At 55.0% G+C, this 12,971-nt stretch carries 9 protein-coding genes; 7 read left to right on the top strand and 2 right to left on the bottom strand.

Annotated elements, in window-relative coordinates; all coding sequences use genetic code 11:
* Positions 1–94: 94 nt before the first annotated feature.
* Complete coding sequence (gene iroB, locus AC2FAJ_RS09305; protein WP_017384908.1) at positions 95–1,210, bottom strand: salmochelin biosynthesis C-glycosyltransferase IroB; 1,116 nt, start codon at positions 1,208–1,210, stop codon at positions 95–97.
* Between the two features lie 670 nt (positions 1,211–1,880).
* Between iroB and etsA the strand changes: the two genes are divergently transcribed.
* From etsA to AC2FAJ_RS09335, 6 genes are all read left to right on the top strand, one after another.
* A complete protein-coding gene (gene etsA / locus AC2FAJ_RS09310) occupies positions 1,881–3,068 on the top strand; it encodes a macrolide efflux RND transporter periplasmic adaptor subunit EtsA (protein WP_023303343.1) in 1,188 nt (395 codons plus the stop codon).
* A complete protein-coding gene (locus AC2FAJ_RS09315; RefSeq protein ID WP_485454065.1) occupies positions 3,065–5,005 on the top strand; it encodes a MacB family efflux pump subunit in 1,941 nt (646 codons plus the stop codon). The genes etsA and AC2FAJ_RS09315 overlap by 4 nt, the downstream gene beginning before the upstream one ends.
* Positions 5,006–5,008: 3 nt before the next feature.
* The gene (gene etsC, locus AC2FAJ_RS09320; protein WP_041910708.1) at positions 5,009–6,379 is read left to right on the top strand and encodes a macrolide efflux RND transporter outer membrane subunit EtsC; all 1,371 of its coding nucleotides are present in this window, start codon (positions 5,009–5,011) and stop codon (positions 6,377–6,379) included.
* Positions 6,380–6,563: 184 nt separating this feature from the next.
* Positions 6,564–7,940: a glycoside hydrolase family 1 protein gene (locus AC2FAJ_RS09325; protein ID WP_485454066.1), complete on the top strand. Its 1,377-nt coding sequence runs from the start codon at positions 6,564–6,566 to the stop codon at positions 7,938–7,940.
* 51 nt (positions 7,941–7,991) lie between these two features.
* Positions 7,992–9,314 carry a PTS sugar transporter subunit IIC gene (locus tag AC2FAJ_RS09330; protein ID WP_485454067.1) on the top strand — a complete coding sequence of 441 codons (1,323 nt, stop codon included), beginning with the start codon at positions 7,992–7,994 and terminating at the stop codon, positions 9,312–9,314.
* 15 nt (positions 9,315–9,329) lie between these two features.
* The gene (locus AC2FAJ_RS09335) at positions 9,330–10,046 is read left to right on the top strand and encodes a GntR family transcriptional regulator (RefSeq protein ID WP_025912880.1); all 717 of its coding nucleotides are present in this window, start codon (positions 9,330–9,332) and stop codon (positions 10,044–10,046) included.
* Between the two features lie 41 nt (positions 10,047–10,087).
* Here AC2FAJ_RS09335 and ldtB read toward each other — a convergent pair whose 3' ends face one another.
* Positions 10,088–11,008, bottom strand: coding sequence for a L,D-transpeptidase (gene ldtB / locus AC2FAJ_RS09340; RefSeq protein ID WP_008501186.1), 921 nt, complete (start codon positions 11,006–11,008; stop codon positions 10,088–10,090).
* A 222-nt stretch (positions 11,009–11,230) separates the two neighbouring features.
* Here ldtB and AC2FAJ_RS09345 point away from each other — a divergent pair, with 222 nt between their 5' ends.
* Entirely contained in the window at positions 11,231–12,826 is a 1,596-nt protein-coding gene (locus tag AC2FAJ_RS09345; RefSeq protein ID WP_041910703.1) for an ABC-F family ATPase, read from the top strand.
* The last annotated feature ends 145 nt before the right edge of the window (positions 12,827–12,971 follow it).

Genomic DNA, 12,971 nt, shown 5'->3' on the forward strand with positions numbered 1-12,971 from the left:
GCAAAAAAAAGCGCCAGCCCGATCCGGTCCCGCATTGTTACGGGCGTATCTCCTGGATGCGTGCTGGCGTATGATCGTCATGACGGCGTAGTGGCTACCCTTTCTGTACCCTCGCGATCAGGCTTTTCGCCACCTCGCTCGGACAGGGTTGCGCTGCCATTTCCGCCGCTACCTCTTCAGAGGCGTCGCGAAGCGCGCGATTGTCGAGGAAAGCATTGATCATGCTGCTCGACAGGCCGTCGTCGCCGGGGATGATCCCGCAGCCGCGTTCGACAACAGCGCGGGCATTTACCGGGCGATCGGCACCCTGGCCGAAGACGATCTGTGGAATACCGGCGTGCAGTGCCGTCAGGGTATTGCCCGCGCCACCATGATGAATGAAGCCATCTGCGCCGTTCAGGAAGGCTCCCATGGGTATCCAGTCGACCAGGCGAACATTTGAGGGCAGTGAGCGCAGATCCGACCGCGCATTGGCCGAAAGATGCAGGATGATCTCGGCATCGACTTCACTGGCGGAATCCATCACCCAGGCGATCAGGTCAAGGCCGTCGACCATCGGTTTGACGGTACCGAGACTCACCAGCAGACGTTTACGGTCGGGCGTCCTCTCCCACCACGGTTCCCACACCGCGCCGCCGTTGTACGGGACGTACTGCATGGGAATAATGGGTTCTCCGTCGTTTTCAAGAATGCTCATGCTCGGTGGTGTTACGTCGATCCAGGCCATATCGCGCGGTGCGGCCCCAACGCCGTGGCGATGATAGGCGTCCGCGAGCGAACGCGTTACGCCTTTGATATGCCAGGGCGTATGGCCGAAGCCGACGGTTTGCATTACGACCGGTATATCGTATTTGGCGGCAATCAGAGGCCCGATGACGCCGAGCGGCGGGTAGATGATGAGATCGGGCCGCCAGTGTCCGGCAAACTCCACCAGGTGGTCGGCCATCTCTTCGCTGAAGAATGAGAAGTTGCCCATTTTTGTGCCGATGTTGCTTTCTTTTCGCTGTGCCTCGCGGCGGCGATAGTCAGCTTCAGAATCAAAACCGGGTGCGGCGTCAAATACCACCAGCCCTGCTTCTGCCGCTTTTTGGGCGAATTTTCCTCCGCTGGCGATCAGCACTTCATGGCCGTTAACGCGAAACGCCTGTGCCAGAGACAGCACAGGATACAGCAGCCCATAGAGAGGCGGGCCTACAAACAAAATACGCATGAGAAAATCCCTCTCCGCTTGACGAACTAAATCAGGAAGTCGACGCAGTCATATGCCAGCAGCAGGACGTTAATTTTCGTTAAGCCTGCTTTGACAGACGCTGCGTCCTTTTTGAGTTTCATCAGCCTTACGAACGGTCCTGTCGCTGACTATTCCGTGACGTAGGCTGGTGAATCGGGAATTCCTTGTCCCGGCTTCCATTAACGCTTACGCGCCGTTGTCCTTTTGAACAGCCCAGGCGGCGTCGTGCTGCCACGCCGCGGTGTTCAGATGCATTTGTTGAGTGTGAGACCGTTCAACAAACCTGGAGAGGCTTGTTTCCTGATACCTCTGTATACCTTGCCAGATAAACCATCAGTGCAAATGCTAATGATAATAATTACTATTATCATATGTGAGTTGCAACTATAATTAAGCACTTAATGCACAATGAATCGATTATGGGAAAAATCGCAGGTGGGGCTCAGCAAAAGGGGACTCTGTGGATTTAGGCACAAAATCCCACGCTTGCGGCGGTTTACAGGCGGACCTGGTGATTCTGTGTAATTGATGGCGGGGGTCTACGATGACGCTACTTCACCAAATAGCGCTGGTTTACCTCCCGTAAATACTGGCGATGTTACTATGATGCCAGATTCACTGCTGTTTATCGTTATGGAAAACCTGCGTAATGTTAACAAAATTCCCTCCCCGACGCGTAATGACCTGTGCTGCGGCTCTGCTAATTATTTTTAGCATCGCCTTGTTCTTCTTCCTGAGAAGCCCCGAGGTTCCTGAGTATGTTACCGCTCCAGTACGCATCGGCGATATTGAAAACGCCGTACTTGCTACCGGTCGAATTGATGCGATTGAGCGGGTCAACGTTGGGGCACAGGTTTCTGGCCAGGTTAAGTCGCTGAAGGTGAAGTTAGGCGATCGTGTCACTAAAGGGCAGCTCATCGCTGAAATTGATGACGTGCCGCAGCGGAATGATTTACGCAACGCAGAAGCTGCTCTCAACGTGGTAAAAGCGGACCTTCAGGCTAAGCAGGCGCAGTTGAAGCAAGCCTCATTGCGTTTTAAGCGCCAGCGCCAGATGTTAAATGAGGATGCCAGCTCGAGAGAAGATTTCGAAACGGCTGAAACCACGCTGGCCAGTACCCGCGCTGAGCTATCGGCACTGAATGCCAAACTCGTCCAGGCGCAAATTGATGTCGACAAGAAAAAGGTCGATTTGGGTTATACAAAAGTTGTTGCTCCCATGGACGGCATTGTTATTGCCGTTGTCACCCAACAGGGCCAAACGGTTAACTCCAGCCAAAGTGCGCCGACCATTATCAAACTCGCACGTCTGGACGTGATGACAATTAAAGCCCAGATCTCTGAGGCGGATATCACGCGAATTTCACCGGGACAGAAAGCCAGATTCACCATTTTCTCTGAGCCGGATAAGCATTATGACGCCACGTTACGTACCGTTGAACTGGCACCTGAGTCGGTTATGAAAGATGATAGCCTTGCCAGCAGTAGCTCAGCCTCAGGGTCAGGCACGTCAAATGCTTCGGTGTACTACAACGCGCTGCTGGATGTCCCCAATCCAGAAAATCGGCTGCGAATTGCCATGACAGCACAGGTGACCTTGCTGGCTGGAGAAGCTAAAAATACGTTACTGGTGCCGATTCAGGCTGTGCACAAGGTGAGTGGCAACAAACAGCAGGTGCAGATATTGACCAGTGATAACCGGCTGGAAACCCGTGAGGTCAAAACCGGCATTACTAACAGTGTGGATATCCAGATCCTGGACGGTGTAAAAGTCGGGGAACATGTTGTGTTATCGCAGCCGGGTGAAAAAGCGCCCGGGGAAGGGTTTGTATCTTGAGTAATATCATAGAACTCAAGGGCATCAGCCGCACCTACAGGAACGGTGGACAGGATCTCACCGTGCTTAAAGGGATTGATTTGACTATCGCTGCTGGGGAGATGGTCGCGATCATCGGCGCCTCCGGTTCCGGTAAGTCAACCCTGATGAATATTATGGGCTGTCTCGATGTCCCTGATTGTGGCGATTACTTTATCAGCGGTCAAAATGCCGCCCAGCTTTCACCTGACGATCTGGCAAGGATCCGCCGTGAGCACATCGGTTTTATCTTCCAGCGTTATCATTTAATGCCCGACCTGAGCGCGTTAAGTAACGTTGAAATTCCGGCGATTTATGCCAACAGTGAGCGCGAAAAGCGCCGTCTGCGCGCGGCGACATTGCTTGGAAGACTCGGGCTGGAAGGTCGTGAACATCATAAGCCGGGAGAGCTTTCAGGCGGCCAGCAGCAGCGTGTGAGTATTGCCCGCTCGCTGATTAACGGCGGTGAAATCATTCTGGCGGATGAACCCACCGGCGCGCTGGATACGCAGTCCGGTCAGGAGGTACTGTCAATACTCAGTGAACTGAATCGGCGTGGCCATACCGTGGTTATGGTGACACATGATATGAAGGTAGCGCAGCATGCTAACCGTATTATTGAGCTGCGTGACGGTGAAATTATTTCTGATACCGGCAGTCGTGTTACCTCCGGGGTTGCCCTTAAACGACCTGACAGCGTTCAGCAAAGCTGGTGGCAAAGTATTGTTGACCGTACCCGTGAATCCCTGCACATGGCGTTAAAAGCGATGAATGCGCATCGCCTGCGCACGACGTTAACCATGACGGGCATTATTTTTGGTATCGCCGCGGTTGTTACGGTGGTGGCACTGGGAGAAGGCGCGAAACAGCGAACCCTTGATAATATCAAGGAGCTTGGAACCAACGTGGTGAGCATCTACCCGGGAAGGGATTTCTTTGACGACAGCACTGAAGCCATTCGTACACTGGTCCCGGCAGACGCCGAAGCATTAGCAAAGCAGGGGTTTGTTGACAGCGTCAGCCCCGAAGTTAACGCTTCCGACAACATTCGCTTTCTGGGTAAATCCGCTACCGCCACGATCAATGGCGTTGGGCGCGATCATTTTCGCGTAAACGGTATTGAACTGTTGCAGGGATCAACTTTCCAGGACGATCGAAATGCCTCGCAGGAAGTCATCATTGATGAAAACGCCCGCAAGGCGTTATTTGACGATGCGGGACTCAAGGCACTTGGGCAAATCGTTTTTCTGGGTTCCGTGCCTGCACGGGTTGTCGGCATCGCCAAAGGGAACAGCCGAAGCTATGCGCCTAATCGCATTAACGTCTGGATGCCTTACAGCACGGTGATGTATCGAATGACAGGAAAACCGGTGTTGACCAGCATCAGCGTAAGGCTTAAGGATGATGTTGCCAACGAGGCAGCGGTCAGCGCTATTTCTCAGCTTCTCACTCAACGCCACGGCGTGAAAGACTTCCAGCTTTATAATTTCGAGCAGATTCGACAATCAATCGAACGGACCTCAATGACCTTTAGCATCCTGATTCTGATGGTGGCCTGCATCTCGCTGATGATCGGCAGCATTGGGGTGATGAATATCATGCTGGTGTCGGTCACGGAACGGACCCATGAGATTGGCGTACGAATGGCGGTCGGTGCGCGTCAGGGCGATATCATGCAGCAGTTTATGATTGAGGCTGTGCTGGTATGTCTAATAGGCGGAGTGTTAGGTATTGCACTGTCGTATGCCGCCGGAGCGCTGTTCACCGCGCTGGCAGGGGGCATTTTCACCGCCATTTATTCGTGGCAGGCCGCTGCTGCCGCATTCTTCTGCTCAACTTTAATCGGCATGATCTTTGGTTATCTCCCTGCCCGCAAGGCAGCAAGGATGGATCCGGTCGTTTCACTGGCCAGCGAGTAACCCATGAAAATATTATCCCCTTTAACGGTATGCCTTGCTGTCCTGCTTAGTGCTGGCTGCGCCGACTCTCTGAAAAGCGACTATCAGCCTCCTGAGGTGAAATACCCTGCCAACTGGTATCAGGCGGATGCTGCGGAGGAGAGGATGCCGTTCGACTGGCAGGCCTTTAACGATCCAGACCTCGACGGCTGGCTGCGGCAGGTGATGGTGCGCAATAACGATGTCGCTGGAGCAGTATTGCGTGTTTATCGCGCCCGCCTGGAAGAAGAGCGGATTGGCATCACAAACGATCCGGGACTAAAAGGTTCGCTCGCGCTTGACGGTAAAAAACAGCTGAACAGCTCAGCCCACTGGAGCAGGGGCAGCGTTGCCAGTATTAATACCAGCTATGAGCTGGATCTGTGGGGCAAAATAGCGCGGCAGCGCGATGCGAAGGCGTGGGCACGTTTTGCCTCGGAAGAGGATCTGCGTTCTGCACGCCTGACGCTGCTTTCAAATGCCAGTAATAATTACTGGCGCTTAGGCTTTATTAACCAGCAGCTGTCTGTCCTGCAACAAAGCATCGACTATGCAAAAGAGACGCTGCGCCTGGCTAACGCGCGCTATGCCGCGGGCGGTGCCTCCTCTCTGGATGTTGTGGATGCTCAGCAGGGCGTGCTTTCGCAGGAAAACAGGCTGGCGGCGTTGAAGAATGAACGTTTACAGGCGCTCAATCAGCAAGCCGTTTTGCTTGGAACCGCGCCGGGCAGCGCGATAGTCGAACCGAAAACGTTACCAATGGGACCACTGCCGCAGGTCAGTGGAAAGATCCCGGTCAACGTGCTGCGGCATCGACCCGATATCAGCGCTAAAGAGTGGCGGGTACGGGAAGCATTGGCCACCGTTGATGTCCAGCGTACTGCATTTTATCCAGCGTTTAGTCTGACCGGCTCGCTTGGCACCAGCAGCAGCAGCCTTATGGCCTTCCTGGAAAATCCTGTAGGCTCTGTTGGAGCAAACCTGACCCTGCCGTTCCTGGAATGGAGAGAAAGGGGCATGGACGTGAAGATTGCCCGCAACGACTACGAGCAACGGGTTCTGGAGTTTAAACAGGAACTTTACAAGGCGATGAGTAGCATAGAAGATGCGCTTGCTTTGCGTCATCAACTCCTGGAACAGGAGACGCTTCTACGTGAAGGCCTGGAACTGGCGAAAAAATCAGAGAGGTTAAACGAAGTTCGCTATCGCCAGGGCGCGGTGCGAATTTCTTTCTGGCTTGATGCTCAGGAGAAACGCCGTCAGGCCGAACTGGCACTGTATGAAAATCGCTTTAACCAGTTAAATAATCTGGCAAAAATCTATATGGAGTTCGGCGGTTCGGTATCTTTCCCCTGAATTGCGCAGACTCATTTACGTCTGGCAGCAATATGACTTGCTGCCAGGGCGCAGTTCGCAAGACATCCCTCGTCATTATTCAAACCCATCTCACAAAAATCGTTCCTCCCCTTTGATCGAAATTTCATCTCCGGCTATATGACTAGTCATATTATTTAAATGACTAGTCATATAGGAGGCAACCATGAATCAATCACTGCCAGCCAACTTCTTATGGGGCAACTCGGTGTCGAGCATGCAGACGGAAGGGGCCTGGAATGAGGGCGGAAAGGGGATGTCGGTGTACGACATTCGCGAAGCCGGTGAAAATATCTCTGACTGGAAAGTGGCCACCGACTCCTACCACCGCTACCGGGAAGATTTCGACCTGATGCAGGATCTGGGCATGAACTGCTACCGCTTCCAGATCTCCTGGAGCCGCGTCTGCCCGCAGGGTGAAGGCGATTTTAACGACGAGGGTATCGCCTTTTACGACCGCTTTATTGACGATCTCATCGCCCGCGGCATCGAGCCGATGGTCTGCCTCTACCACTTCGACATGCCGCTGGCGCTGGCGCAGGAGTATAACGGCTTCAACGATCGCCGCGTGGTGGAGGCTTTTATCCGCTACGGCAAAAAGATGATCGACTGCTTCGGCGACCGGGTAAAGTACTGGCTGACCTTTAACGAGCAGAACATCTTCCATATGCCGGAAGCGTTCCGCATTTCCGGCTATATGAAAGGCGAGAAAACCCTGCGCGAGCTGTATGAGCTTCAGCACCATGCGATGGTGGCGCACATGTCGCTGACCGAATATCTGCACCAGACGAAACCGGGCCAGCTGATGGGGGGCATGCTGGCGCACCAGCTGGTTTATCCGGCCACCTGCAAACCGCGTGATATCTTCTGCGCCCAGCAGTATGACGAGTTCCTCAACCAGAACCTGCTGCGCGTCTTCGCGGGCCAGGGCTACAGTCCGGCGGTGATGGCGGTGGTAGAGCAGGAGGGCTTCGGCGATATCTACCGCGCCGACGATCTCGCGCTGTTTGCGCGCACGAAGAACGACTTTATGGCCTTCAGCTACTACGCCAGCAAAACGCTGGACAGCGATGCGATCCCGGAAGGCACGCCGGTCAACTATTACCTGCTGCACGGCGAGAAAAACAATCCGTACCTGAAGGCCACCGAGTGGAACTGGCAGATCGACCCGCTGGGCTTTCGCACCATCATCACCCGCTATGCCAACGACTGGCGCATGCCGGTCTTCCCGATTGAAAACGGTATTGGGGTGATTGAGTCCTGGGACGGGGTCAACCCGATTGAGGACACCTACCGCATCGACTACCACCGGGCGCATATCGAGGCCATGAAGGAAGCCATATTCGAGGATGGCGCAGAGGTCATTGGCTATCTCGGCTGGGGGTTAATTGACATTCTCAGCTCGCAGGGGGACATGCGTAAGCGCTACGGTGTGGTCTATGTCAACCGCGAGAATCACGACCTGAAAGACCTTAAGCGCGTGCCGAAGAAGAGCTACGCGTGGTTAAAACAGGTTATCCATACCAACGGACGCGAGATGTAAGCCGTACGCTGCCGGGCCGTTTTTGTGACTGATTGATGGGAACACTCCGCTATGTCTGAAGCAAAAATAACACCGCACATGCAGTCTTTTGTCGACAAATTTGTTGAGTTCTCGGCGCGCCTGGCAAACCAGGTGCACCTGCGATCCCTGCGCGACGCCTTCGCCACGGTGATGCCGATTTTCATCCTCGCCGGTCTGGCGGTGCTGGTGAACAACGTGGTGTTCCCGTGGATTTTTGAGGGCGACACGCTCACACAGTGTAAGGTGTGGGGCGAGGCGATTATTAACGGCACGCTGAACATCGCCGCGCTGCTGCTGGCGCCGATGATTGCCTGGTCGCTGGCGCGCAACAAAGATTTCGACAATCCGGTCTCGGCAGTGGTTATCGCTGTCAGCAGCTTTATCATCATGATGCCGATGCGCTTACAGGTAACGCCCGTTGGCAGCGAGGTTGCGGTGAACGTCACGCAGGTGCTGACCTTCGCCAATATCGGTTCCACCGGGATTTTCGCCGGGGTGCTGATTGGGCTGCTCTCCACCGAGCTGTTCATCGCCATTTCGCGGCTGAAGGCGCTGCACATTTCGCTGGGGGAAAACGTGCCCCCGGCGGTGAGCAAATCCTTTACCGCGCTGATCCCGACGATCCTCACGCTCTCCCTGTTCGCCGTGCTGGCGGCGCTGCTGGCGAACGTGCTGCATACGGACCTGATCCACCTCATTACGACCTTTATCCAGCAGCCGCTGCGGCTGATCAATACCAGCCTGCCGGGGACGATTTTCATCTACAGCTTCGGCAACTTCCTGTTCACGCTCGGCATTCATCAGTCGGTGGTCAACAGCGTGGTGCTGGAGCCGTTTTTGCTGATTAACACCAACGAGAACATGCTGGCCTTCGCCAACGGACAGCCGATCCCGCACATCATCAACAATATTTTCGTGCCGACGTTTGGCATGGTGGGCGGCACGGGCAGCACGATCTCGCTGCTGATCGCCATCTTTATCTTCTCGCGGCAACAATCGGCGAAGCAGGTGGCGCGTCTGTCGCTGGCACCTGGCTTATTCAACATCAACGAGCCGGTGATTTTCGGCCTGCCGATCGTCTTTAACCTGCCGCTGATGATCCCGTTTGTGCTGCTGCCCGCCATCGGCATTTATTTTGCGTGGCTCTGTACCACGCTGGGGTTAATGTCCCGCTGCGTGGTTATGATCCCGTGGACCACGCCGCCGATCCTCAGCGCCTGGCTGGCGACGGCGGGGGACTGGCGTGCCGTGGTGGTCCAGTTGGCAATCATCGTATTTGGTGTATTCTTCTACCTGCCTTTCCTCAAAATTGCCGAGCGAGTGGCCTTGAAAAACAGCGGGATAGAAAACTAACAGAAAGGAAGGACGATGGCGGCGAAGTACATCACCATAGCGCGGGAAATTAAGAAACGCATTATCAGCCAGCAGTACGCCGCCAACGAACCCCTGCCGGACCAGTTTGCACTGGCGGCGGAGTTCAGCACCAGCCGGATGACTATTCAGCAGGCGATGCGCCAGCTGATCGTCGAAGGGCTGGTCTACACCCGTCAGGGACAGGGGACGTTCATCCGCAAAAACTTCCTCCAGCTCTCGCAGTGGGATCTCTCCGGCAGCGACTACTTTGGCGCGACCAAAACCTGGGCGCATCTGGGTACGGTGACGAGCCAGGTGGTGCATTTCGAACTGCGCTTCCCGAACGAAAAAGAGCAGGCGTCGCTGATGATTAACGCCGATGCGCCGATCTACGACTTCATTCGCCTGCGTTTACTGAACGGCGAACCGATGTCGCTGGATTCCACGGTGATGCCGATGAATCTGGTGCCGGGCCTGACGAAAAACCATCTTGAAGGGTCAGTGTTTCAGTACGTTCAGGAAACCCTGGGGCTGAAAATTATGGGGTCATACCGGGTCGTGCGGGCGCTAAAGCCCAGCGCGCTGGACAGAGAGCATCTGGTCTGTGAGGAAACCGATCCGGTGCTGGAGGTGGAGCAGGTCATTTATCTGGAAGATGGCACGCCGCTGGAGTATGCCCACTGCCACTATCGCTACGACCACGGCGGGATTGTTATCGTGAATAACGGATAAAAAAAAGCGGGCCTCGAAGCCCGCTTTTTTAATACGCGTGATTAATTCAGACGCACCGGCATACCCGAACGGTTCTGAATCGCCTGGTCGACGATGGTGGTTTCCACGTCTGGCTGAGAGGTCACGGACTGCACCGCGCTGTTCAGCGTAATCGGCACGATCTCGTTGTTGTTGATCTGGTCTTCGCTGGTGGACAGCGGGTTGTGCACTTCGATGTAGCGGCTGCCGTCTGGCTCAGACGTCGCTTTCACCGGTTCGTTGATGAACTGCACGCGCGTACCAACCGGCACGTTCTCGAACAGGAACTTGATGTCGTCGTTACGCAGGCGTACGCAGCCGTGGCTCACGCGCAGGCCGATACCGAAGTTGGCGTTGGTGCCGTGGATGGCGTACAGACGGCCAATGTACAGCGCGTACAGGCCCATCGGGTTATCCGGGCCGGCTGGCACAACGGCGGGCAGCGGTTCGCCCGCAGCGATGTATTCCGCGTGCATTTTAGCCGTCGGCGTCCAGGTTGGGCCCGCTTTCTTACGCTCTACTTTGGTGGTCCAGTTCAGCGGGGTGTCTTTGCCCAGCTGGCCGATACCGATTGGCAGCACGATAACGGTGTTGGTGCCTTTCGGGTAGTAATACAGACGCATTTCGGCGCTGTTAATCACGATGCCTTCATGAACGGTATCCGGCAGGATCAGCTGCTGAGGAATATTCAGCACGGTACCTGCTTTTGGCAGATACGGGTCAACGCCCGGGTTCGCTTCCAGCATGTTGGACAGGCCCAGCTGGTACTGCGCGGCGAAATACTCCAGCGGCTGAGAGTTACCCTCAGGCACCGTCACCACCTGGTTTTGACCCACCAGACGGCTTCCGTCTGTCGGCAGGGGATACGTCACCGCAGACGCGGTCTTACAAAAACCTACTACGGCTAACGCCGCCGCAAAAAGCGTTGTTAATTTCATGTTCATGTTGTGCGAGGTATCTAAGCCATTCAGGCGATGAGTTGATAAGTCTGAATCTGTGATGGGAGCGCATTATATGTGCATTCCCGCTAACAGGGAATTCAGATGTGTACGAAATCACATTTTTTTCGATTTTGTTAAAGTTTAGTGGATTGCCGCAACACGGGATCTCAATTCGGAATTGTGGCATAATGCCGTGTTTATCACACTTTTCGCAGGAATCTCTCCGTGTTAGTTACCAGCAACGTCACTATGCAGTTTGGCAGTAAGCCGCTGTTCGAAAACATTTCCGTCAAATTTGGCGGCGGCAACCGTTACGGCCTGATTGGTGCCAACGGTAGCGGAAAATCCACCTTTATGAAGATCCTCGGCGGCGATTTAGAGCCGACGCTGGGCAACGTGTCGCTCGATCCGAACGAGCGTATCGGTAAGCTGCGTCAGGATCAGTTCGCTTTCGAAGAGTTCACCGTGCTCGACACCGTGATCATGGGGCACGCGGAGCTGTGGGAAGTGAAGCAAGAGCGCGATCGTATCTACGGTCTCGCCGAAATGAGCGAAGAAGACGGCTATAAAGTGGCCGACCTGGAAACCCAGTACGGCGAAATGGACGGCTACTCCGCGGAAGCGCGTGCGGGCGAGTTGCTGCTGGGCGTCGGCATTCCGGTTGAACAGCATTACGGCCCGATGAGCGAAGTCGCGCCAGGCTGGAAGCTGCGCGTGCTGCTGGCGCAGGCGCTGTTCTCTAACCCGGACATCCTGCTGCTCGACGAACCAACGAACAACCTGGACATCGATACCATCCGCTGGCTGGAGCAGACGCTGAACGACCGCGACAGCACCATGATCATCATCTCGCACGACCGTCACTTCCTGAACATGGTCTGTACGCACATGGCGGATCTGGACTACGGTGAGCTGCGCGTATATCCGGGCAACTACGACGAGTACATGACGGCAGCCACCCAGGCGCGTGAACGTCTGCTTGCCGACAACGCCAAGAAGAAAGCGCAGATTGCGGACCTGCAATCCTTCGTGAGCCGCTTCAGCGCCAACGCCTCTAAATCCCGTCAGGCAACATCGCGTGCCCGTCAGATCGACAAAATCAAGCTGGAAGAGGTTAAAGCCTCCAGCCGTCAGAACCCGTTCATTCGCTTTGAGCAGGACAAGAAGCTGTTCCGTAACGCGCTGGAAGTTGAGGCGCTTACCAAAGGCTTTGATGAAGGCCCGCTGTTTAAAAACTTCAACCTGTTGCTGGAAGTGGGCGAGAAGATTGCCATTCTGGGCGCTAACGGCGTGGGTAAATCTACCCTGCTGAAAACCCTGGTGGGTGAACTGCAGCCGGACAACGGCACCGTGAAGTGGTCCGAGAACGCGCAGATTGGCTACTACGCGCAGGATCATGAGTACGAGTTCGAAAATGACCTGACCGTCTTCGACTGGATGAGCCAGTGGAAGCAGGAAGGCGACGACGAGCAGGCGGTGCGCAGCATTCTGGGGCGTCTGCTGTTCAGCCAGGACGACATCAAAAAGCCGGCCAAAGTGCTCTCCGGTGGTGAAAAAGGCCGCATGCTCTTCGGCAAGCTGATGATGGAAAAACCGAACATTCTGGTGATGGACGAACCGACCAACCACCTGGACATGGAATCGATCGAATCGCTGAACATGGCGCTGGAGATGTATCAGGGCACCCTGATCTTCGTCTCTCACGACCGTGAGTTCGTCAGTTCACTGGCGACCCGCGTGATCGAAATTACGCCAGAGCGCGTGGTGGACTTCACCGGTAACTACGAAGATTATCTGCGCAGTAAAGGTATCGACGGCTAATTTCCCGTCGTCTTTCACGCTGCAGATGCGTTGGCTTCACCTGTTCACCCCGGTCACTTACTTATGTAAGCTCCCGGGGATTCACAGGTTTGCCGCCTTCCTGCAGCGCGAAATACTTAGGGAAAGGCGTCGTGCCTTTATTCCC

The sequence above is a fragment of the Enterobacter cloacae complex sp. 385G4 genome, from assembly GCF_057320665.1.